The sequence below is a fragment of the Streptomyces sp. NBC_00576 genome, assembly GCF_036345175.1.
In the GTDB taxonomy this organism is placed as follows: domain Bacteria; phylum Actinomycetota; class Actinomycetes; order Streptomycetales; family Streptomycetaceae; genus Streptomyces.
Window position 1 is genome coordinate 7,040,226 of sequence record NZ_CP107780.1, and the last position, 23,562, is coordinate 7,063,787.

Annotated in this window: 13 protein-coding genes; 5 read left to right on the top strand and 8 right to left on the bottom strand. The window is 64.1% G+C overall.

All coding sequences use genetic code 11. From position 1 onward, the window contains the following. Positions 1–13: 13 nt before the first annotated feature. Genes OG734_RS30790 through OG734_RS30805 form a run of 4 tightly spaced genes read left to right on the top strand, consistent with a single transcriptional unit; the run spans position 14 to position 11,211 of the window. On the top strand, positions 14–4,738 hold the full coding sequence (locus tag OG734_RS30790) for a DEAD/DEAH box helicase (protein ID WP_330290696.1): 4,725 nt from the start codon (positions 14–16) through the stop codon (positions 4,736–4,738). After that, positions 4,735–6,252 (top strand): NERD domain-containing protein, encoded by a 1,518-nt coding sequence (locus tag OG734_RS30795; RefSeq protein WP_330290697.1) that lies wholly within the window; start codon positions 4,735–4,737, stop codon positions 6,250–6,252. Before OG734_RS30790 ends, OG734_RS30795 begins: the two co-directional genes overlap by 4 nt. Continuing rightward, positions 6,249–9,428, top strand: a complete 3,180-nt coding sequence (locus OG734_RS30800) for a helicase-related protein (protein ID WP_330290698.1) — start codon at positions 6,249–6,251, stop codon at positions 9,426–9,428. Before OG734_RS30795 ends, OG734_RS30800 begins: the two co-directional genes overlap by 4 nt. Further along, positions 9,409–11,211: a DUF1998 domain-containing protein gene (locus tag OG734_RS30805; protein ID WP_330290699.1), complete on the top strand. Its 1,803-nt coding sequence runs from the start codon at positions 9,409–9,411 to the stop codon at positions 11,209–11,211. The genes OG734_RS30800 and OG734_RS30805 overlap by 20 nt, the downstream gene beginning before the upstream one ends. A 461-nt stretch (positions 11,212–11,672) precedes the next feature. Here OG734_RS30805 and OG734_RS30810 read toward each other — a convergent pair whose 3' ends face one another. Together OG734_RS30810 and OG734_RS30815 are read right to left on the bottom strand one after the other, a co-directional pair. Continuing rightward, a complete protein-coding gene (locus OG734_RS30810; RefSeq protein WP_330290700.1) occupies positions 11,673–11,888 on the bottom strand; it encodes a DUF397 domain-containing protein in 216 nt (71 codons plus the stop codon). Continuing rightward, entirely contained in the window at positions 11,885–12,733 is an 849-nt protein-coding gene (locus OG734_RS30815) for a helix-turn-helix domain-containing protein (RefSeq protein WP_330290701.1), read from the bottom strand. Before OG734_RS30815 ends, OG734_RS30810 begins: the two co-directional genes overlap by 4 nt. Positions 12,734–12,959: 226 nt before the next feature. Between OG734_RS30815 and OG734_RS30820 the strand changes: the two genes are divergently transcribed. Then, on the top strand, positions 12,960–13,586 hold the full coding sequence (locus OG734_RS30820; RefSeq protein WP_330290702.1) for an ATP-binding protein: 627 nt from the start codon (positions 12,960–12,962) through the stop codon (positions 13,584–13,586). A gap of 155 nt (positions 13,587–13,741) precedes the next feature. Here the strand turns inward: OG734_RS30820 and OG734_RS30825 are convergent, their stop codons facing one another. The 6 genes from OG734_RS30825 to OG734_RS30850 are packed head-to-tail and all read right to left on the bottom strand — an operon-like array spanning position 13,742 to position 23,391. Then, entirely contained in the window at positions 13,742–15,094 is a 1,353-nt protein-coding gene (locus OG734_RS30825) for a DNA cytosine methyltransferase (protein ID WP_330290703.1), read from the bottom strand. Positions 15,095–15,103: 9 nt separating this feature from the next. Further along, entirely contained in the window at positions 15,104–16,933 is a 1,830-nt protein-coding gene (locus tag OG734_RS30830; RefSeq protein WP_330290704.1) for a DNA cytosine methyltransferase, read from the bottom strand. After that, positions 16,930–17,829 carry a hypothetical protein gene (locus tag OG734_RS30835; RefSeq protein ID WP_330290705.1) on the bottom strand — a complete coding sequence of 300 codons (900 nt, stop codon included), beginning with the start codon at positions 17,827–17,829 and terminating at the stop codon, positions 16,930–16,932. Before OG734_RS30835 ends, OG734_RS30830 begins: the two co-directional genes overlap by 4 nt. After that, a complete protein-coding gene (locus tag OG734_RS30840; protein WP_330290706.1) occupies positions 17,826–19,820 on the bottom strand; it encodes a hypothetical protein in 1,995 nt (664 codons plus the stop codon). The genes OG734_RS30835 and OG734_RS30840 overlap by 4 nt, the downstream gene beginning before the upstream one ends. Next, positions 19,817–20,842 carry a PD-(D/E)XK motif protein gene (locus OG734_RS30845; protein ID WP_330290707.1) on the bottom strand — a complete coding sequence of 342 codons (1,026 nt, stop codon included), beginning with the start codon at positions 20,840–20,842 and terminating at the stop codon, positions 19,817–19,819. The genes OG734_RS30840 and OG734_RS30845 overlap by 4 nt, the downstream gene beginning before the upstream one ends. Then, a complete protein-coding gene (locus OG734_RS30850) occupies positions 20,839–23,391 on the bottom strand; it encodes a Z1 domain-containing protein (RefSeq protein ID WP_330290708.1) in 2,553 nt (850 codons plus the stop codon). The genes OG734_RS30845 and OG734_RS30850 overlap by 4 nt, the downstream gene beginning before the upstream one ends. Positions 23,392–23,562 lie beyond the last annotated feature (171 nt).

Sequence of the window (23,562 nt, forward strand, 5' to 3'; positions counted from 1 at the left end):
GGGCGGTGCGGGCGTGACAGGGAAGCGTGTCGAGTGGGTTCCCGACGCGGGGTTGGCCCGCGAGGTGGACGACATCTTTGGGCGGGCGATCGATTCGTATCGTGCGAATCCGAACTTGATCACGGAGCACGCCAACCATGAGGAGTCCATACGGGTCGGTGGCTACTCCAACCGCACGCTTCTGGAGCTGGTGCAGAATGCGGCCGACGCGATGTCGGGGGCTGCCGAACACGAGGAGGGGGCCGGACGTGTCGAAATCGTCCTCGACCTCGACCACCAGACTCTGTACTGCGCGAACGCCGGTCGCCCTTTCTCGCAAAGTGGTCTCACTGCGATCGCTCACGCACATCTCAGTGCCAAGAGGGGCGACGAGATCGGGCGGTTCGGGCTCGGGTTCAAGTCGGTGCTGGCCGTCACCGATGCTCCTCAGGTCTTTAGTCGATCGATCTCCTTCGAGTGCAACTCCGCCAACGCGAAGGCGGCGTTCGCCTCGATCGGGTCGCCGGCCAAGAGGTTGCCGATCCTGCGGACCATTACGCGAATCGACGCCAAGTCCGAGTTCGAGAAGGATTCGATTCTCGGAGAACTCGCTCAGTGGGCGACGACGATCGTCAGGTTGCCGCGTGCCTCCAAGTTGGAGAGCCTCAGGAAGGAGATCGAGGAGTTCCGCTCGGAGTTCCTCCTCTTCGTCAAGGCGGTCCGCGAGGTTCGGCTCCGAGTGATCGGGGCGGACGGCGACTTCGACACGAGCCACGTGTCACGCCGCCTGGGCGACGGCCGGTTCCGCATCGAGCGTCCGGAGGGCAGCCACGACGACTGGTACGTCGAGGACAGGATGCACACCTCCAGTCCCAAGGCCCGGATGGAGGTCGGTGAGGCGGTGTCGCGCGGCCAGGTAAAGGTCACGGTTGCCATGCCCGCGCGCATCACCCAGTTGAGGCTGGGCGAGTTCTGGTCGTACTTCCCGCTCCAGGACAGGACTTCTGCGTCCGCCCTCTTCAACGCGCCTTGGAGCGTGAACGACGACCGAACCACACTGCTGGAGAACGATTACAATAGGGAGATCCTCGTGGCTCTCTCGAAGATGTTCGTCGATATGTTGCCCAAGGTCTCCTCCGGCGACGATCCGGCCGCGCACCTGGACTACATGCCAGCGCGTGGTCGTGAGACCTACTCGTTGGGCGACGACGTTCTCTGCGCTCATGTTCCGCACCTCGGAGCCAAGGAAGAGCTGGTACCCGACGCGACCGGCATCCTGCGCATGGCTCTGGATCTCCGCCCTTTGGACTTCGGAGTCGGCGCGTCCGAAGCGGACCACGAAGAGTGGATCAAGTCACCCAACACCCGCGAGGATGTGCCACATTGGCGCTGCTACACCAACAGCCAGCGCATGACGCGTCTGCGCCAGTTGTACATCAACAGCGTCGATCCCGATTCTCTGGACCGGCGGTCCAGAGACGAGATGAGGGCCCTGGAGCAGATCCCCAGAACGGGAGTCCTGACGTGGCTGCGTGAGTGGGCCGACGGAAACGACGCGCGGTCGGCCGCGCAGGCGCTCGAGTTCGTCGTGCAGAACCCAAAGGTCGAGGGCATCAACTCCGCGAAGGTAATTCCGACGACCGCCGGTATGCGCTCCATCAAGGACCGTGGCCACGTCTTCCTCAGGGGCTTCGAGGAGGATGTCGAGGGTGCGAGCTTCGTCCGCCCGGACTTCCTCGCTCTCCCCGGTGTAGAGAAGAAGCTCACCGACAGAGGGTTCCGGGACCTCGATCCGATGGCCGTCTTCGAGACCAGGATGGCCAAGCTGTCTTCGGAACCGGAAGGCGACGAACTGCCGAAGTTTTGGGAGGCAGCCAAGGAAGTGCCCGTGATGCAGGCGCAGAAGGTTGTCGCTGGCCGCAAGGCGGGAGGCTTCAGGGTCCCGGTCCCGACCTGCGACGGTGGGTGGGCGCCGCCCGAGCAGGTGCTGGACATCGATGGCCTTGGCAACAGCATTCCCGAGCGGACGCTGGACCGGTCACGATGCGTTGCGCAGCTCGCGCACGAGGCAGGAGTTGTCCACGCGCCGCGAAAGTCCTATTCGGTCGAGGACGAGACCTACTTCCAGGAGTACGGCGATTACGTCCTGGACGAGCTCAACAGGCGACTCGGGCCTGGTGAGCGTGCCATCGAGCGGGTGGCGTTCGACAAGAACGAAGGGGCAGGTCCGTTCTCGGTGCTCCTCATGTTGGAGGAGGCGCAGGCAGCCCCCAGCATTCGGGAGACGTGGTCGGTCCAGCTGCTCGGGTTCGAGGAGGACGGTTATTGGACGTGTGAAGACAGCGACACGGGCAACAGGTACCGAGTGATTTCCCCCGTCCGATGGGCCGTGGAACGGGCGGGCCTGCTGAATTCGACTCGCGGCCACCGAGAACCTCGCAAGGTGGTGTCGGCCGCGCTCGTCACGTTCGAGGCCCTGTTGCCCCTCTTCCGGGGACCGCGGCGCGTCGAGGATCTCCTGGAATTGCCGAAGGTGCTGAAGGACGTCTCTGCCGAGGTGTTGTGTGAGGCACTCAACGCTGAGTTTGTCAATCCAGCGATCAAGGATCCGACACTAACAGCGTTCGTCCTCTCCGCCGGGGAGATCGGTTACCCCAACTCCCATCCTCCGCTGATCCCTGCCCGAGTGGGGCGCGCGGTCGAGGCGAAGCGGCCCGACGCGGTGTACCTGGCGACGACCGAGGAGGAGCGGGCACTCCTCCGTGAGAGGCACAAGCCGTTTCTGTGGGCGGCTCAGGACGAGGTGGAGCTGCTCGTCGAGGCGGTCGGATGCCGCCGTTTCCAGGACAACTTCTCCTTCTCGTTGTTGGTCGACGGTCGGCAGGACGCGGAGCGCGTCATCGACGTGTACACCGGGCTCCGTTCGATGTTTGTCGACGACAAGGTCATGAACGCGTCAGTGGCCAAAGCCGTGCACATTGCAAAGCGCGTGACCACGGAAGACGGAGTCGAAGACAAGTCGCTCGATTGGCATCTCGACGGGTTGACGCTGGTCGTTCGTGCGGACCTCGATGAACGACGTGTTCTGGAAATCCTCAACGAGGCATTCGGTCTCCAGTTCACGAACGCCGAAATGAGCGGTGTCCTTCAAGAAGGCATCGAGCAGCGGCTCGAGGAGCAACGGCAGGCGGCACGTGCGGCGTCCAGTGATGCAGAACGTCTCGAGATCCTTCTCGGCGAGGACACATTGAGGGACAACTTGCCGAAGGGACTCTGGCAGGCGCTGAAGAGTCAGGGCTTGGTGGACAGGACGACGTCCGTCGGCGACCTCTTCATGACCGTCTACGGAAGTGACTCCATCAAGTACCTCGCAGCTGAGTTCAGGGCCGAGGGGTACCCGGACGTTCCCACGACATGGGCAGGCGGGGCGTCGACGATCGCTTGGCTCCGCAAGATGGGGTTCGGAGCCAAGTACGCCGGGCGCCGAACTCACCGCCAGGACGAGGAATTCGTCGTGCCCGGTGCTGTGAAGCTCAACTCTCTTCACGACTTCCAGAAGAACATCAGTCGGCAACTGCGGGAGGTTCTCACCTCTCGAAACGCGGAGGGGCGCCACGGAAAGGGCATGGTGGAACTACCGACGGGAGCAGGAAAGACTCGCGTTGCCACCGAAACCGTGCTGCGGCTTTTCATCGAGGGTGAGTTGCGCGGGACTGTCCTGTGGATCGCGCAGTCGGAGGAACTCTGCGAGCAGGCGGTGCAGACGTTCAGCACTGTTTGGCGTGGGCTCGGCGACGAGCGTCCCTTGACGATCGGAAGGCTGTGGCACACCAACGTCGTCCATGAGCCCGACACCGAGTTCAGCGTGGTCGTGGCCACGGACGCCAAGCTCAACGTACTGGTCGACTCGGCTGAGTACGAGTGGCTGAGTCAGGCAACCGCCGTCTTCGTCGATGAGGCACATCGAGCCGGCGGGTCGACGATGTACACGAAGATCTTCCGGTGGCTCGGGGTCGACGGCCGTAATTGGAAGCGCCCGCTCGTGGGCATCTCGGCAACGCCGTTCAAGGGCAGGCCGGATGTCCACTCCGGGCAGACAGACGACTTGGTGGCTCGCTTCGGTACGCACAGGATGGCGGCGTTCGACGGCAATCCTTACGACGAGCTGTCGAAGATCGGCGTACTCGCTCGGGTCGAGCACAAGGTGCTGGACGGCGTGGAGGTGAGGTTGGAGCCGGGCGAACTCGCCCAGGTGCAGTCCATGCGCAAGCTCGAGCCCCAGGTCCTTGATCGCATCGGCCAGAACCAGGCGCGCATGAGGATTCTCGTCGACCACATTCTGAGCCAGGACCCGGAATGGCCCATCCTCGTCTTCACCCCCAATGTGTTGTCCGCCCAGGTGCTTGCGGCGACGCTTCGCTATCGAGGCCGCACAGCCAAAGCAGTCAGCGGTCAGACCGGACGGCAGGAGCGGCGCGAAGTCATCCAGAAATTCAAGGACCGTGAGATCCGGGTTCTCGCGAACTGCGACCTGTTGATTCAGGGTTTCGACGCCCCCGGTGTCCGGGCCCTGTACATCGCGAGGCCGACGTTCAGCCCCAACGCCTACATCCAGATGGCCGGCCGCGGCCTGCGCGGTCTCGCGAACGGTGGCAAGCCCGAGTGCCTGATCGTGGACGTCGCCGACAACTTCGGCGCGGTCAACGACGCCCTTGGATATAGGGCCTACGAGGACCTCTGGCGAAAGCAGGGCGCGTGATACTCATACCGGACCTCTCCGACATAGAGGCGACAGCCACCAGCAACGCCGAACGACGGGTGGCCCGGCTCCTGCGGGCCGTCGAGGGACCCCAGGACGCGGTCGCCTTCTACTCCGTCAAGCTGCGCAGTCACGAGGCCAAGCAGCAGGCGGAGGCCGACTTCGTCGTGCTCTGGGGCGGTGTCGTGATTCTCATCGAGGTCAAGGGCGGGGGCGTCGGGAAGCACAACGGAGTCTGGTACACGATCGACCGCCGCGGCGACTGGAACAGGTTGCGCGAGTCCCCGATGGACCAGGCGCAGTCGGCCATGTACGCGTTGCGCAAGATACTCCAGGAAGAACGGGTCGGCTGGTTCGCGGCCGAGGCGGTTGCCATCACTCCGGACACCGAATCCCTTCCTGCAGCCGTCGGGTGGCAGGAGAGCCATTGGTGGGCCAAGGACCGGATGAGCATCGCCGGGATGACAGAGGCCTTTCAAACAGTCGCCAGCACTGCAAGGACCGCTCCTCGGGGGACCAGAATCGCGACCCCTGAGGTTCTACGGGCTCGGCTCTTCGGTGAGTTCACGCGCATGCCGGTGATCGATGCCCAGCGGGGCGCGGTGATAGAGGAGCAGAACCTGGCGACGGAGGGCCAAGCCCGGGTCTTGGCGGCGCTTTCCCGCAATCCGAGGATGCTCGTCTTCGGCGGCGCGGGGACCGGAAAGTCCCTGGTGCTCGCGGAAGGCGCGAAGCAGGAGGCCGGGCAGGGGAAGTCGGTTCTCATAACCTTCCACTCGCCAGCGCTCGTCGACTTCTTCGGGCCGCGGATCGAGGGAAGGGACATCGATCTCCTTCCCTTCGCCGATCTGTCCGGTGACAAGCAGTACGACGTCGTCTTCGTCGACGAGGCACAGGACCTCATGAACGCCGAAGGCATGGACGCACTCGACTCCGTGATCTGCGGTGGCCGTGAACGCGGTCGGTGGAGGATGTTCCTCGACCCCAACAACCAGGCGCGTGTGGATGGCGAATTCGACCCGGATGTCTGCGAGCTAGTGCAGCAGGAGGCACTGCAATATGACTTGGACCGCAACGTGCGGAACACCCGGGCGATCGTCCATGTTGTGCAGGAATATCTGGGTGCAGATGTCGGGGACCCGGCCATAGTCAATGGCGAGCGGGTGGCATGGCGGTGGTCGGCCGGACCGGCCGATGTTTCCGAGGCCGAGGCTGTGGCCCGGGAACTGGTGGCGAACGGGGCCGGTCGAAACGACATCTGGCTCATCAGCGTCTCGTCGAATGGCGAACCATTCAGGAGCAACGCGGGATTCCTGGTGACGAACCCACGGTTCGCCAAGGGGTTGGAAGCAGAACACGTCATCGTCTGTGACCTGCCACAGGCGTACGACGACCGCGGAGTGGCCGCTTTCTATGTGTCCATCACGAGAGCCCGCGTCACGCTCCACGTGGTCGCCTCCAAGGAGGACAAGAAGCGGCTTCAGGACCTTCTCCGAGAGCAGGTTGGCAAGTGAACCTCACCGCAGCCCAGAAGGAGGCTTTGCGACACCTCCGGGCGTCCTACGTCGGGCCGGAGGGGGGAGACGAGGAGGTCACGGCAAACCTCCCCCACCGGCAGTACGCCGTTGGCATGCTTTTCCCCGTCAAGGAGTCAACCGAGCACTCTGGCGGCAAGGACACGGACGACGAGGAGATCTCCCCGGACGTTCCCGAGGGCGACGTTGAGGAGAACGCTGCCCAGGTGCCCCTGGCCGAGGACTGGAAGCCGTCCTCCGTCGCGATCTCCTTCGTTACCGACGGCGACTCCGTCGACGTCGACTTCTCGTGCGGCACGTATGCTCCCGCCAGCGGGGATGGACCGCCGAGGTGGCAGCGTAGTCGGTTCTCCAAAGACGAAATCGGGCTCCCCCGAGGGGGTGCGCCTGTGCCCCTGGTTGTCGGTGGTGTCAAGGTCGAGGTCGGAGCACGTTGGCGTGACTTCGGAAGCGACTCGTTGGTCACAGTGCATGTTCGCAACCTGACTGAATCCACCGGTGACGACCGGCTCGATGTTTCTCTGACGCTGTTTCAGTTTCAGTTGAAGGTGACGCCGTCCGCCGAAGCACAGATTCTGGAGTACGACACGACGCGTTCCTTCGACTCCGATGGTGAGGCCGCCGAGCTGCGCCTGCGCTATCGGAAAAGAAAGGTCTACGCGGTCGGGCACGGAATGGCTGCGGACTGGTACTTCACTGAGGGCCGTTGCGCCAAAGTCTTCCTGGACCCCGTGCCCGCGTTTGTGGTTCCTGCCGTTGAGACCACCGGCTTCGACAAAGGGACGGCAGAGGCCAAGTCTCTGCAGTTGGCTTACCTCGAGCAGATCGACTCCGACCCTGACGCGGCGATTCGGAGCCTGGACGCCTTTGTCGATGCCTTCGCCAACTGGGCAGACCGGCAGATGAAACGAGCAAAGACCTTCGGCGACGACGAGGACGTGGCCGTCCGAATCGCCAGGCGTTCTCTGGACGCGGTCGACAGGATGAGGGAGGGCTTGGACCTTCTCCGAGCACCAGATGGGCAGGAACTCCGAAGGGCATTTTCGCTTGGCATGGCCGCTATGCGCCTTCAGTTGCGTCAGGCCAGGATCAACCGTGGAGAACCCGATGACGAGGTGCCGGAGCCGGAATGGCGCCCGTTCCAACTCGGCTTCCTGCTTGTCTCGTTGGCATCCACAGTCGATGCCGAGCACGAGCACCGGGACCTCGTGGACCTCATTTGGTTCCCGACGGGCGGTGGCAAGACTGAGGCGTACCTGGGCCTTGCTGCGATTGAGATCTTCCGACGAAGGCTCGCTCACGGTCTCGCTGGCGGAGGGACCACCGTCATCACGCGGTATACGTTGCGACTGCTGACCGCACAACAGTTCCAACGCGCAGCCGCGTTGATCTGCGCCATGGAAAAACTGCGCGCCATGGACGAACGCGTGAAGGGGATGGCACCGTTCTCGATCGGCCTCTGGGTGGGCAACGAAGTCACGCCCCGCACGCGTGGAGACGCACGGGACGCCCTCAAGCGGCTGCAAAAGGCCGCACGTCCTGAGGAGGCGAACGAGTTTCAGGTGGAGAGCTGCCCCTGGTGCCTGACGCCGATGGTGCCGGAACTCAGGAGCGACAAGCCAGAGGGCTACGGCATGCGTCTGACGGGCAAGGACGTCGTGCTCCATTGCCTCGACGAGTCGTGCGAATTCGCCGACGAGCTTCCGCTCGCCGTCGTCGACGAAGTGTTGTATGAGGAACCGCCCACGATACTCCTGGCGACGGTCGACAAGTTCGCGCGTCTGCAGTTCAGGCCCGAAGCAGGAAGGCTTCTGGGCCTGGGGACCAACTACAGGCAGCCGTCCATGATTATCCAGGACGAGCTGCACCTGCTCTCCGGGCCGCTCGGTACCACCGTCGCCGTGTTCGACGCGGTGATCCAGCTCCTGCTCAGCCGGACGGGATCCAGTCCCAAGATCGTCGCGTCGACGGCCACCATTCGTGCGTCCGAGGAACAGGTTCAAGGGCTCTACGGCCGGGATGTCGCGCTGTATCCCCCCTCCGGACTCGATGACGATCGGACCTTTTTCTCCCGCCCGGTGGAGAACGAAGAAGGACGCCTCTACGTTGGCCTGATGCCCCAGTCGGTCTCCCAACCGTCGGCTGTCATCGCCGCAGCCACCCCCATGGTGGAGATGCCGGAAGCGCTGGCCGCCCGTGCCTCGTCCGCCGCCTCGCGGGACGCCTACTGGACGCTGGTCATGTATCACAACAGTCTTCGTGAGCTCGGGCGTACAGGGACGCTGGTCGTTGACGACGTCAACGGCCGGCTCGAGCCTCGCGCGGAGCGATTCGGCTTCCCGCTCCGGCCTGTGAGGGCGGGAAAAGTCCTCGAGCTTACGAGTCGCCGTGGAGCGGAGGAACTGCCGAACGATCTACGTGCGCTGCGTGTCAAGGTCGACGAGTCGCCGGATGCCGTGGATGTGGTTCTCTCGTCCAACATGCTCTCCGTCGGCATCGACATCCCGAGGCTCGCGTTGATGCTCATGGTGGGGCAGCCGAAGACCACAGCCGAGTACATCCAGGCCACCAGCCGGGTTGGACGTGGCGATACCAACGGGATCGTCGTCACGCTGTTCAGGTCGAGTCGAGCCCGCGACCGGTCCCACTTCGAGACCTTCCGTGGCTATCACGAGGCGCTGTACCGCAGTGTGGAGCCCACGAGTGTCACCCCATGGTCGTTGTCCTCACGCGACAGGTCCCTCGCCGGCGCACTCGTCGCACTGCTGAGGCAGTCATTCACTCCGCTCTCCCAGAATGACGAGGCGGGTCAGCTCGACCTCGGCGATGTCAGGATTCGCAACGCGGTCGAAGGAATCGTGGACCGGTTCCTGGGCTACGTACACCGTTCCGACGGGTCGGAAGCGACCGACACGAGGCATGCGCTGTGGAGCCTTCTGACGGATTGGGATCGTCGGGCGCAACTGGCTCGGGACTCGGATGAGCCCCTGTACTACCAGAGGACGAAGAATGAACAGGCAGCTCTGTTGAAGAGTTTCGGACAGCCCGGAGAAGGATGGCTCGTCGCGGATTCGATGAGGTCGGTCGAGCCAAGCGTGGCAGTTGAGGTCCAGGAACCGCAGGAGGAGGTGCTCGATGGAGAAGATCAGGCATGACCTGCGGCTCTCTGAGACGATCTCACCCTTCGGCGTAGGTGCGATTGTCGACATCCGAGGCGAGTCCCTCATGGCGCCGGACACATCATGGTGGGACACGAAATTTGCCCCAGAGATCAGCTGTGAGCGCCTTATGGCGAGGCTCGGAGCCGGAAAGCTGAGGCAACCTCCGGCGCATGCGGGCCGTGCCGGCAAGGAGACGTCCGCGTTGCCCTACTGGCGCTTTCCGGCCTGGAGGTTCTGCGAGCGCTGCGACAAACTCACGAAGCTGACCGGGAAGAAGAAGGGCAAGTGGAGCAACACCTGCGAGTGTGGCGGCGACCTCGTGCCGATGCGATACATCGCCGTCTGCGAGAAAGGCAGCCATGTCCGGGATATCCCCTGGTTCAAGTGGGCGCACCGGGGACCTGCGGTCAGTAAGAGCGAAGCAGTTCGCTTCTGTCGTGACTACAAGGCGCTCAGGTTCCACAAGCTGGCCAAGCGCGGCGAAGGCCTCGCGTCACTGGTGGTCAAGTGCTACGGGTGCGGGAATTCACGCTCCTTCGCGGAACTGGTGGCCAAGGGGGCCCTGAAGCGAGACGGGATCCGCTGCGAGGGACGTCAGCCCTGGGAGCCGGAGGGTTCGGTCAAGAAAGCTTGCCCCCACGACCTGGTCGCCGTTCAGCGCGGTGCCACGGGCAACTACATCGCCCAGACCATCTCGGCACTCGACATACCGGAGGAACGCCCCCCGTCCGTGGAAGCAGCAGACAACATCCGTGGACATGCCTTGTTCGCAAAGGTTGTGGCAGACAACGGTGGTCCCTTGGCGGAGACGGGGGCTCAGTGGATTGCCCAAGATCTCGGCGTGACACCGGAGATCGTCCTGGCCGTTGCGGCGGGAGAGGAGAGTACCGCCGGTGAGATGTTGCTCGACCTCAAGGACGGGGAGTGGGCGGCGTTCCTGAAGAAACTCGACGCGGGACGTGACGGCAGCGGCAGTGACTTCGTTGTTGACGGGCGAAGCCTCGAAGGCGTTCCTGGGCCCACGAGTCTGATCAGCAGGATCGGCGGAATCGGACAGGTACGTCGGGTGCGGGAAGTCCGTGCTCTGCGAGGATTCCGGCGCCATGACGCGGAAGCGGAGTTGATCGGCGTCGACCTGGGGGCGAACCAGAAATATGAGCCCGTCTATCCGGCGATCGAGTTGTTTGGAGAGGGCATCTTCCTACGGTTCGACGAGGCGGAGCTGACAGCTTGGGAGGCGCAGAAGGGGGTGCAGGCACGTGCTGGCATCCTCAAAGCGCGCAGGGCCGACTCGCCGCTGGCCGGCCGCCTCGACGTGCCGGAGCCCAGGTTCGTGGCCCTTCACACACTGGCGCACCTGCTCATCCGTCGATTGGCCTTCGCGAGTGGCTATGCGTCTGCCGCGTTGCAAGAGCGCATCTACGCTAACTCCGATCGCACCGACAAGACTGCGGGCATCCTGATCTACACCGCGGCAGGGGATGCGCAGGGAACACTGGGCGGCCTTGTCAGGCTCGGGGACCCGGAGAAGCTCATCCCCCTGCTGGTGGCGGCGCTTGAGGATACGGACTTCTGTTCCAACGACCCTGTCTGTATCGAGAGTGACCGACAGGGAGCCTCGCAGCTCAACCTCTCCGCCTGCCACGGCTGTTCGCTCGTGAGCGAGACGTCCTGCGAAACCGGTAATCGGCTGCTGGATCGACAACTGGTCCTCGGTGGACGCAACGTGACGGGACTGCTGGAAGACGTTCTGGCGGAGGTTCGGCGACCCCGGTGACGACTCTTGGACGGCTGTGGAGCAGTGGTTTCCTTGGAGGGACACAATCGAGAACTCACGCACCAAGAACTCCTACACCACATCGTGGGACACCAATGAAGCGTCCGCTGGAAGCCGCACCACGGCCGTTACGGTCACGCAGGGACTCCGCCGCTGCGGACTACGCCGCACCCGCTACCGCGGACTGGACAAGACCGGCTTCCAGTACATCCTGACCGCCGCCGCCCTCGACCTCATCCGTACCGACCAGGGCTCACCAAAACCCCACTCGCCCCCGCCGGGACCTGGCGCTTCACTCGCAGAGGACCCTGCCTGACAGCACCGATTTCGCCAACGGTGTCCCCGGCGGGACACCATCAGCGGGCTCGGCACAGGCTTAGACGATCAGCTTCCGGCGAGGTATGGATCACGCGGGGCGGGGGCCGCGCAGCAGCCGTTGGCGGAAGAGCGTTGTCTCTTGGTCAGCCCTCCAGATTCCCGTGGCACAGCGTTCGTACAAAGGTTTCCCATGCCTGACCTCGAACAACGACCACAGGCCCTCCGCGACTCTTGGAGTCACGGACAAGGGCACCGTCACCAGTGAGCGCACACTCGACGCACTCGCCCCCCGCGCCGTTGCTGTACGACGACGTGAACCACGTCGGGAGGTCGTCGATCACGGATCTCGCAATGCTCATCCTGCGTATTCCTTCATGACGGACTTGATCAGCTGACCGGAGCGTTGAGGACTCAAGGCAGCAGCCCTGAGCCCGTCGAAGGCCCGGGTGTACTCACGTACATGATGCTCGCCTTCCAGGTAGACCGCGTCGGTGATGCCGTCCCGATACACGATGTCCGGGTCCGCCTGGTCAGGGAAGCCGAGCATCGTGAACGAGCCGGTGGCCGGGTAGGTGCCCGAGTCGAAGGCCAGGACCTGCAAGGTCACGCTCGGCAACTCGCATACGTCCAGCACGTGTTCAAGTTGCTCCCGCATCAGTGCGCGGTCGCCGATCACATTGCGCAGAGCGGCCTCGTTCACGATGAACCAGGCGTCGGGGGCGCCAGCCTGCGTCAGCATGGCCTGGCGCTCCATGCGTACTCGCACCGCACGGTCGATGTCTTCGACGGACATGTGTGCGCCGGTCGTGTGGAGTTCGGCCGTGTAGGGCGCGATCTGCATCAGGCCAGGCAGCAACTCGCACTGATACTGGCGGAGTGTGGAGGCGTCCTGCTCCAGGCCGATGTAGATGTTGAACCACTCCGGGACGCCGGCGCCGTGCACCTGCCACCAACCGCGTGTCTTGGCCTGCCGAGCCAGCGACTTGAGGAACTCGCGCAGCTCGTCGCTGGTGTCGTAGAACCGGCACAGGGCGTCGATGTCGGACGGCTGGACCCTGCCGCTGCCCGTCTCCATCCGGTTGACCTTGGAGCCGCTCCAATCCAGCGCTTCGCCGACGTGGGCGCAGGTGAGCGCGCTCTTCTCACGGAGCTTCTTCAGCTCGATCGAGAGACGGCGACGGCGCGCCGTCGGTGAACCGGCCACTTCAACCCTCTTTCGGATAGCGGGCGTTCAGTCTTGCGCCAAGAGGGCCGCCTGCCAATCACTCGGAAGTGGGAATCCCGCCGTGCACATTGCATGAAGGGATGCGCTCGGTCCATCCTTCCAGTGACGCAACTCATTGTGAGTGCGTGTAACGCTCCGCTGATTCGAGCTGGGTCGGGGGAGACGGCATGCGACGAGAGGGGTCTTCGTGATCCGGGAAGCATGTATGTCACGGAAGCCGTGGGACCTTCACTTCCTGGCGGAGCCCGAGGAAGTGGCAGGCCTGCGGCGTGTACTGCGGGTCCACTTGGGGCTCTGGGGCCTGGACGAGCTCGTCGACGCGGCCCAACTCTGCGTCAGCGAGCTCGTGGCCAACGTGATCACCCACGTGGGTCCCGGCACCCCCACCACCCTCGCGGTCTCCATGAAGGGCACCCACCTGCGCATCGAGGTCCATGACCCCGACACCCGGGCTCTGCCCACGCTCCTCGGCGAGGACGTCAACTCCGAATCGGGGCGCGGCATGGAGCTCGTCACCTGCACTGCTGACCGCTGGGGCGTCCAACTCCTCGCTGACCAGAAGGTGACGTGGTGCGAGCTCTCTACCAGCCTGACTTCGCCCAACGGCCATCGCAGGGCGTCTCACGTGACAAGAGCGGAGCACATGCTCGGTCTCTACTGCGGAGCGAAGCCGCTGGCTACAGTCGGCCCTGGGCGGCTGAGCACAGTTACGGCGGAGGAGACGGTCATCGGTGCCATTGCCGACCTTCTCCACTGGCTCCGGGCGCACGGCCGTGATGCCGATGATGTCTTGGACCGGGCCCAGATGCATTTCGAAGCGGGCGAGGGGTGACGAGCGACACGGCGCGAGATGCTACCTCGCGGCGATCTCGGAGAAGGTTCACAAGTCCGTCAGGATCTAGTGTTTTGGCTTCTCGCTCAAGGGTGTAGTCGCCCTGGCGGCGCATTGGCGCGAGTTCAATTGGCTGGGCACCGCCTGGACCTCGGTCATCCGCGCAAGTACGTGTGAATCGCCTCGGCAATGGCTCTTCCGAGTGGGATGGGAACGGCGTTGCCGATCTGTGTGGCGATCTCTGTCTTCGATCCGCACCAGCGAAATTCGACCGGGAACCCTTGAATGCGAGCGGCTTCGTAATGGGTGATCGGACGGGGCGCGGTCGGGTGGAGGTAGCGGCCCTTCTCCGGTTTGAAGAACTCGGTTCGAATGGTGACTGAGGGCTCGTTCATGCGTAGCCGGCCCATGACGTCGCCGGTGCCGGTGTTGTGATTGTCCCAACTCGTGGTCGAGAGATAGTCGACCGGTGTCCTCACGCCTGCGGGCTTCGGGGTATTGAAGAGATGGATTTCGCCGAATTCATCCACGGTGTACCACTTGTCACGCAGGTTCTTGCGGTTACCGCCTTCCGGGATGGCGCGGTAGCGGGCTCTTGAGAGGGGTTCCGGATTGCGGCCGAAGTGCAGATCGAGAGTGGTGAAGATTCCCGGAATCACAGAGTCCACTTCGGGGATGTGGTCCTTGCCGTCCGGAAGCTCAGTGCCTTTGATCTCCAGTTGGGCCGACTCTTCGAACACGCTCTTCACTGCTCGCCAGTACGTGGACTCCATATCGACGCCGTCGAGCGGAACGGCCGGGAACCCCGCGCTGCGCTTCGGACGTCGGACACGCGTCGCTGAGGGGTATGTCATTTTGCGGTCATTGCCGACATCGCGGAGCACTCCGATGACGATCGCTCGTCGACGCGCCTGGACTGCCCCGTAGTTGGCGGCGTTGAGCAAATACCGTTTGTTCTTCTGCTCGTCGGTGTCGGTGGGCTCGTGGCCAGGAGGATCGACGAGTTCGTAGTCGGCCAGTAGGCCACCTTCCTCGACCTGGCTGAGCAGGTTGCCGAACTCGTCGGACTTGAGGAAGCGGTCGACGTTCTCGATGACGAAGACCTTTGGGCGAATCTTGGCGACGATGCGAACGTATTCTTCCCACAGCCGGTTGCGATCGCTGCCCTTCTTGGCACGGTTCAAGGCCGAGAAGCCCTGGCAGGGAGGTCCTCCGACCACTACATCGGCGTGGAGGGCCTCAGGAGTCGGTTCCCACTTCTCGATGTCGCCGAAGTGGACGCGGGCTTGCGGGAAGGCTTTGTCCGGCCGGGCGCTGCCGAAATTCGCGGAGTACGTGGCAACCGCTGCGGCGTTGTGCTCGACTGCCGCGATGCTGTGGAAGACGGGACCGCCGTCCTCTACACCCTCGGGACGGAACTCGTGAAACCCCTGAGTGAAACCACCGCAGCCGGAGAACAGGTCGACGACGGTGATGGGTTCGGGGTCGAGGGGGCGGCGATTGTACATGCGGCGATCTTAGCTTTCCAGGGCGACCGCGATGGCACGGCCCAGCGCAGTGGCGAGAGGAGGTGGCATAGCATGACCAATTTGGCGATATCTGGAGGTTTTTCCTCCGAAGAAGCGCCAGTTCTCCGGGATTGCCTGGATCATCGCGGCTTGATCGACCGTCAGCTTGGGGTGTTCGTCCGAGGGGAAATCGGCTCCCGGGGGTTCGTCGCCGAGGCTGTTGCCGTTCACACCCAGTGCGGCCCAAGCCTTCTTGCTGCCGGTGGGACCGAGGTCGGCGCCGCCCCGTCGATCGGAGCCGCCGACGAGTGCCGGGGCGATTCTGTCCGCACCCTTGATCCAGCGTTCCGCGCCGGGCCAACCACGTGCGGCCATGGACGGGCCGAGAACCTGACTGACGGTCGGTGAAGGCACCCGGTCTGGCTCGGGCCAGGAGAAGCGGGAGAAGTACGGCTCCTGCAGGGCGACCAGGAACCCGCTGCTGCGGTTCTGCGGCACACCGAAGCCCGCCGCATTGAGGACTCGCCAACTCGACCGATAGCCCGCATCCCGCAAGGCGGATTCGATCCACAAACGATCGGCCTCGAAATGCGGGCTCTCGACCAGGTCCGGGACGTTCTCCAGCAGCACGGCCTTCGGCCTCATGGCGCATGCCAGTCCGATCGAGGCCCGGAGGACTCCACGCTCCTCCGTGTCCTCGGTACGACCCACGGTCGCAGTGGACTTCACGCGCGGGAGTCCGCCGCTGAGCAGGTCGATGCCCAGCGTCTCCTGGCGCATGTTCGGGTGGAACTGGACAACGTCCATGCAGACCACGTCCCAGGCGGGCCGGTTGAGGTCGATAGTGAAGCAGGCATCCGCTTTGCTGTCGACGAGTAGTACCGGGTCGAACCCGGCTCGCTCCAGTCCGAGTGCCTGCGCTCCGGCTCCGGCACAGATTTCCACCGACCTGAACCGACGGGACTCGACCACCGGGGCAGAGGCGGGAGGCAATGCTTCCGCCTCCTGAGATGCGGCGACAGTCGGTTCGACGACAACCGGAGCGGACTGTCCGGACTGCGTGGTGCCGGCCACCGGGGGAGAGGACGCCGGTCGTTGGGCGTCGACGGACTCCTGGGCGACAGCGAGTAGCTCGTCGTCCAGGGCACCTTCCGCGACGCCGTCGAAGAGCACGAACGGGGCGAGCCGCAACAGTCTCTTGAGGAAGTCACGAAGGGTGTCGCGCTCGTTGTGCCCTGCAAGGTCCAGGTCGTTCCAGACGCGGAGAATGGAACGGACAAGGTGGGGACTCCCGCCAAGTGCGGCCCGGCGTGCGTAGATCTGGTCGAAGGCGGCCTCACCGAGGATGCTGAGGGCGCTGTACGGATCCGGAGCGTCGGGGGAGCGTACGAGCTGAGCTCGCCACCACAACCGACCGAACACGTGTCGGGTGAGGTCCGTACCGAGAACACGGTCCTTGGGCGGTTGGGGGTAGCGCCAGAAAGCCACGTCCGGGAGCAGGACGAGTGCGAGGAAGGCCCAGACGTCGCGGGAGGCTGCCTCGGCCGGCACCATGCCCGTCTCGGCGTGCAGGAGAGCGGCGAGTCGGAGGTCGAAATCGGCGTTGCGTGTGCGGTCGGAGTCGTCGGGAAAACCTGCTCGGCCGGCGAGATCGAGAACACCCGTCCGTAGCTCTCGAAGCCGGTCGGCGGAGATCCGGTCTCCGCCGGTGGCCACGTACACGGCTGACTCGTGGGAGACGGTTGCTCGACCGGTCAGCTCGGCAATCGACAGCGTCCGGTAAGCCTCGAACAGTGGTCTCGCCTGCTCGGCGAGCAAACGAGGGTAGAGAAAGCTCATCGTGACACCTCGAAGATCTTGACCGCCGCCTGGAGATCCGAGGCGAAAAGGGCAGGTGACTGGTGTCGACGCAGACGAATGTCAGTGATCGACTGGCCGGGGAACAACTGGTCGAAGAGGCTGACCAGGGTCGCGCCCAGCGAACCGTCCGGAAATTCGCAGTCTTCGACGAAGTCGTCCATTCCGAGCGCGTGCTCGATCATGGTCCGGGCGGCATCCGCGTACACCGCGGAGAGCACGATCCGGTCGACCGGTCCAGGTTTGCCCGCGTTCTTGAAGGCGGTTGCCGTCACCGTGTTGCGCTCGTTGATCAGCAGGAGCAGGGACCCCATGGTGGCGCTCTCCAAGCCGCCACTGATCTGAAGGTGCCAGGCCGCGCTGTCGGGGAAGGATGTGCGGGCGAAGTCGATCACAGCCATCGGGAACTGGGGTGCATCGCCCTGGAGACGCAACGTGTCCCGATCGCTCCACAGCACGGAGCCTGCCCGACGTGGTGAGGAGGGGCGGGCGTCACTCCGCCGTTCGGCCAGAACGAGGGCGGTGTCCAGGAGGAGCAAGCCGCCCAGGTCGGCACCACGCAGTCGCACATCCAGGTCCACTTTGCGTGTGTCGTCGTCGGTCAGCCGCACGTGCTGGGCTGGCCCACTGAGGTTGGAGCCGGTGGCGGTCCATACGGCCGCGAGCATGAGCGCCGTATCGATCGGAAGGCCGGACTGCGAGCGAGCCCGACGCAGATCGACTCGGACGGTTCTGCGCAGGTGCAGGTCCATCTGGTAATCCCAGTCAGGCAGGGCCTCGGGTATAGGAATTTCACCGTCTTCGGTAACCAACAGCCAGGGTTCGACGACAACGACGTCTTCGGAAGGAGAGCGATACGGAAGGGCGCGCCGTGTCACGAAGCCCTCACCGCCTCGACCTTGATGCCGATCTCGGTCATGGTGTCCGGTGCCGGACGCACGAGCGCACGCCAGACGGCCTCGCCGCCCTCGATCACACACGCCTCTGAGGAGTGCACAAGTCCGTTGCCGTCCTCCCAACCGAGAAGCACAGGCATGCTCGCCCCGATCGGCGGATCGGTCTCGCGTCCACTCGAACCGGGAAGTGTGACGGCGAGATCGATCCGTACCCGTTGGGTTCCGAGGACCGGCAGTCGGAACTCCTGGACGAGCACAGAAACGTCGTCGTGATCGTCGAAGTAGGGATCGCCGACGTACTGCACGCGCGGACGACGTCGTGGCATGTCGGTTTCGCTGTGCTTCGGCACACCATCGAACGACTGCCGGTCGGTGTCGAAGCCGCCTGAACCGACCGCATCACCGGCTGAGGGCTGTTCCTTACCGGGCGCTGCCTTCGGAACGGGAAGGGCCGAGGCCGAAGGGACGGTGTCCTCCTCCAGTTCCTCCGACCGCGAGGCGCGTGTGAACGTGCTGCCGGGCTTCGTGTACGCGGTGGCTCCGCCGATTCCCCACGCGCCACCCACCAAGCCCGAGAACATTGAACTGGCCGCTCCCAGAGCGACATTGCTGGCTCCGGGGCGGGCGATTCCGCCGAGGGAGAGCAGACTGTCCAGCGCCTCGTTGATGCGGCTGAAGGTCGTCTGCACGTAGGTGCTCTCGGGTCTTTCGAGAGACTGAGGGTTCCAGGCGTCGTGCGTGGGTGGTTCGGCCTTGGCATAGATTTCGTCCATGCTCACGTCGGCCCGGAAGACTCCGGCATACCCTTGGTTCTCGCTCGGAGGCTTTGGACCCGGCCGGTAGGTGACGACGAGCTCTGCCGGGCGCATGAGACACACGTGGTGGACCAGGTTTTCAATGTCGAGCATTCGAGACGCGCGCGTCGGTTCCAGCGGCGGCATGATCCGCTTGACCAGTCCGAGGCGTCCCAGATGTCGTCTGGGCCTCCTGCACTCCAGATCGGTGCCGGCCGAGCCGGTCATCTGCTCGTAGGCCGAGACGAACATGTTCAGTGGCCGGGTCTCCTGCGGATCGGGCACGGGGTGTTCGATGCCGTCGCAGGCGACGGAAAAACGCATGGCAGGTGGCTTGTTGCCCACGGAGATCATCTTTGGCCACAGATGCCAGGTGATGGTCTCAGCCAGGTAATCGGCTGCTTCGTTCGGCGCGAGGTCGTCAAGGTTGGGGTCGATGACAACAACGGCCGTGCCGGTCTCGTCGGGACCGAAGGGTCTCAGACCCAGGCGCTGTGCAGTCGCCTCCGCCTGTTGGCCGATCAGAGGTTCGACTACCTCTCCAGAGGTATCGCCCCACCAGTGTCGACCGGTGTAACGGCGGTCTCCCTGCGGCTCGGTGGCTTTGTAACTCCTCCAGAGGGTGCAGCCTATGAGCCGGGTTTCGAGGCCGCCCAGTGCGGTTCGGCAGCGCGAGTGCACGAGGACAGTGCCGGGCTTGGAGAGCAGATAGAAGATGCCCTTGCCGAAGCCGTAGGTGCCACCACCCAGTGCAACGTCTCGCGGTTCGCCGATGTTGCGGATGAAAGAGACGAAGTCACGGTCGGTTCCCGTGGCATCGTCTGCGCGGGTGGGGCCTCCGAGTCCGCGAGTGCCTCGGTCGGAGACGGCCAGGAACCGGATCGGACCACGCCGGAGGGTATCGCGCAGTGGGAAATTCTCCGCGCTGTCGGGTGCCCCGTGGAGCAGCAGCTCTCGCCAAGCGCCCGAGTGGGCGGGACCGACTGTTCGCATGTCGATGCGGAAGTCGACGGGAACGGATGAGGAGGGGAGGCGGGCGTCCCAGCTGTTCTGGGCGGACTCGCGGACCAGGATGGTGAAAAGGTCGAGCTCAGGCCGGCCGAGCTGGTTGCGGATGCCCTCGGCGGCGCTCGCGCCTTCCGGGGGATAGGGCTGGGCAAACCAGCTGGGCAACGTCACACGGACTCCTGGATCAAGCAGTCGATCACCCGGGACATCTGGTCGGGTTCCATGGGTGCCGGAGTCTCACCGGACAGGTCGATGGTGTACTCCACGTCCAGTACCGAAATCGGTACGCCTGCCGCGGCGAGCGCTCGGCCCGTCAACCCGGGGAAGCCGGGGCCCACGGAATACCACTGCTCCTCGCTGATCACGAAACGTATGTTGTGGTAGCGGTCGGCGTCCACAGGGCGATAGCCGGCCTGCGCGAGAAGTTCGAGCAGAGCCCCCTCGTCGTCACACAGTCGAAGTGTGCGGTCCACCAGTTCCACCACCGCAGTGCCGGAACCATTCATCGTGGTGCGTTGCAGACGGAACCAGACCAGGCAGAGATCACCGCCAACCGGTGCTTCGAGTTGGTCGAGCCCGTGGATCTGTGGTCTGCGGCCTTCAGAGGCGGTGCTTGCCTTCACCTCGACGGCAGTGACGCCGGTCGAGAAGTCGTGGCAGTGTCCCTCGGGACCGCGCCAGAGGCGGTGCGCGCTCGAATCCTTCTCAAGCAGGCGGTTGAGTAACGTCAACTCGCCGAACAATCCAGCGAGTTGCTCGGGCCCAAGGGGAGCCTCCTCTGTTCGAAAGAGTGCTCTCCAACGGTCGAGCACTCGATAGAGCGCCTTCACCGGATTCTCGGGCAGTTCCTTCGAGGCCTCCAGCACGTCCACGCACAGTTCCGTGAACAGATCACGGAGGTCATCACGCAGGCAGGCGAGGTCGGCATAGGTCTGGTAGGTGTCCTCGTCCTCCAGCGCTCGCTTGCGCAGCTGGAGTACCGGTCCGTCCAAGCCGGGACGGATCTTTCGGTGTGAGTGGACCGGAACCAGGAGATGGCGGTGTCCTCCATGGTCCACGCCGACTGCCAAGGGTCCGTGATCGCCGGTGACCGGCAAGTGGGAGACCCGCAGGCGACGTTCACCCGTGGTCTGCTCGGCTTCCAGCGCCGTCCAGCGTTTCTCGACGAGTCCGTGGAGAGTGTCGTCGTTCATGCGTCCTCGCTGACGAGGAGGCTGTAGTCCTCCTCCTCGATCCGTACCTTGGACAGGTTCGCGGAGATGTACTTCTCGACCGCACTGTCCTTGTCCCAAGGTTCGGGGAAGACCAACCCGACGCCGATCACATGCTCCTCGGCGTTCAAGGGCGCACGTGCTGTCTTTGTGGGGTCCGGTTCGGAGACCCTGTCGATCGGATACAGAACGAGGAGACCGGTGTCCGGAAGCTCGACGCGGCGCCTGTCCATGATTCCCTTCTCGTTCAACTTCGACGTGCCCTCGGCCAGGTCCACCGCCGCGTCGCGACGGCTCATCAGGGTCTTGATGTCGGCGAAGTCAGGGTCGGCGTTGCTGACCGCGAGTCGGGCACGGTTGTTGCGCCCGACAGTCACACCGGGGGCAAAAGTGAAGCCGTCGCCCTTCGGGTTGCCGACGACCGCGATGTTCCAGCGGCGCAGTGACCCGGCCGCGGCGACTCGCTTCCGGATGTAGGCAGTGATCAAGTCCGCGTCGTTCTCAGGGGATTTCTCATGGAACTTGTACGCCGACAGGAAACCGATCACGAGGTCATGAGGAACGTTGCGAAAGATGTAGCGGCCGTCCGTGGGGCGCCGTTCCACTTTGGCCGCACTCGCGGCGGAGGCTGCGACCAGACGACGTGCCGCGTCGATGTTCCCGGCCAACCAGTCGGCGTTGGTGTGGAAGTAGTGGGTCTGGACCCGCTTGCCGCCGTAGGACGAAGCTGCCGTGACGGCGTCACGCATCTTGGCGGCTGCGGTCACGCGCAGGGAGGGATGAGTGCGCAGGCGGACGGCGAACGTGAGAGGAGTTTCGTCTTCTGTCATATAGGTGTCGATGTCCCGGCGCATCTCGGTCTCGACCGTGGCCAGGTGCCGGAACCACTCGGCCAACTCGTCCGTCATCCAGATCCGGGGCAGATCGGCGTAGCCGTTCCGGAAGCCGAACCAACGTCCCATCTGGAGCAGGGTGTCGTACGCCGAGACGGCGCGGACGAAGTAGCTGACCGACAGTCCTTCCAGGGTCAGGCCCCGCGAAAGCGTGTTACCACCCACGGCGATGGCTACGACCGGACCGTTCTCGTAGTCGAGGCGGTCCTCACTGCTGGAGTTGTCCATGATGATGCGGCAGCTGTCCAGGACTCCGCGCAGTTCGGGCAGCAACTGCTCGAACGGCACCTTCTCCTCGCCGAAGTCCTCGGCCCGGACGCGCTGGGTCTCCCCAGCCCAGAGATCCCGCAGTCGAGTGAGGAAGTCAGCGTCCCTCAGGGATAGCGCTGCCTGCTCACGCAGACGTGTGAGTGGTCTCTTGAAGCTGTTGTGCACCGCGGTATTGACGCTGGTGTGGACCAGCATCGTGCTGTGCTCATTGCCCGTGCCCCGCACCCGGCGGGCGGCCGTGACGAGCCAGAAGTACTCAACCGCGCTCCGCAAGGTGTCGGTGATGACGGGCTCGAAACCCTCGACGTCAGCCCGGGTCTCCGGGCGCACGTACGGCACATCCTCGTCGGGGATCGAGCGGATCATGTCGTAGCCGTCGTCGACCTGTTCCGGGTCCTCACCGTCGAGCGCGTAGCGTCCGAAAAGGACCTCCGTGCCGAAGTGACCTTGGGGCTTTGGAAGGTTGACGACGAAGTCCTTGGGATACAGGTCCTCGGCACTCGGGTCGATCAACAGATTGGCGAAAGGCGAGGCTGTGTAGCCGACGTAGGCGGACCTCGGTAGACAGCCCATGATGTCCAGGATCAGCGGGTTGATCGACGATGTGGCCACGGTGGCCTGGTCGGCCTCGTCGTCGATGATCAGAGCCGGACAGTCCTGGAGATAGTCCGACGCCTTTTCGAGCCATCGGGCGAGCTTGCGCAGAACTGCCGCATTCTTCTTCACCACGCACAGCACACGCGTCTTGTTGCTTCCCCCGAAGTACGAGGCAGGGTTCTCCTGCGGGGTGAAGTCCTTGTCCAACCCGGTCAGCTGGGACCACATCGAGGGATTCGGCTCCACCAGCTGCTGAACCAGTCGGGCCTGGGTCTGCCGGCGGAGGCCGTTGTGGATGCCGGCAAGGACGATGAACAACTTGTAGCCGCGGTCGGCGGCCTTGGCCATGACCGAGGTGAAGTTGGTCGTCTTACCGGACTGAACATATCCAACGACGAGGCCGCGTGTGGAGAACGCTTTCTCCTTGGGGTGGTTCAGCAGTGAGACGACGCGGGTGGAGGAGTCGTCCAGGGCTCTGATCGCGGGTTCTCGGGGCCAACCGTCCTTGCCGAGGAGGTCCACGATGGCGGGCCAGCACTTGTCCTTGGCTTGCGGGCCCGTGTACCAGGTGTCGCGGTTGCCCAGGACCACCGCGTGCGGCTCTTCGAGTTCCTTGATACGGACGGTCTGCTGCTCGTGGCGCTCGCGGATCCGCTGGACAACGTCCGGATGGATCCCGAACTGTTCCAGCCGCTTGACGGATTCCGAGGGAGGAAACGAGTCCAAGAGTGCCTTGAACGTCTCATACATGTCGTCGAATTCATCGGTCATGGGAGTCGACCGTTCCCCGCTCTCGTTCGCTGAGCCGTTCGCACCCCGGAGTACTTCTGCCATCGAGGATCGCTTCATGGATGGCACAGCACTGAGAGGTGCTCATCGGCCCGTCACCTTCGTACAGGACCTACACACTATTGGGTGAGTTGGGTGCGGATAAGGGAAAGC

Excerpts from the sequence above, each read along its gene's own strand:
- OG734_RS30825 (WP_330290703.1), bottom strand. The coding sequence starts at position 15,094 with ATGTACAATCGCCGCCCCCTCGACCCCGAACCCATCACCGTCGTCGAC.
- OG734_RS30810 (WP_330290700.1), bottom strand. The coding sequence starts at position 11,888 with ATGAGCATTGCGAGATCCGTGATCGACGACCTCCCGACGTGGTTCACG.
- OG734_RS30805 (WP_330290699.1), top strand. The coding sequence starts at position 9,409 with ATGGAGAAGATCAGGCATGACCTGCGGCTCTCTGAGACGATCTCACCC.
- OG734_RS30820 (WP_330290702.1), top strand. The coding sequence starts at position 12,960 with ATGTCACGGAAGCCGTGGGACCTTCACTTCCTGGCGGAGCCCGAGGAA.
- OG734_RS30850 (WP_330290708.1), bottom strand. The coding sequence starts at position 23,391 with ATGACCGATGAATTCGACGACATGTATGAGACGTTCAAGGCACTCTTG.
- OG734_RS30830 (WP_330290704.1), bottom strand. The coding sequence starts at position 16,933 with ATGAGCTTTCTCTACCCTCGTTTGCTCGCCGAGCAGGCGAGACCACTG.
- OG734_RS30845 (WP_330290707.1), bottom strand. The coding sequence starts at position 20,842 with ATGAACGACGACACTCTCCACGGACTCGTCGAGAAACGCTGGACGGCG.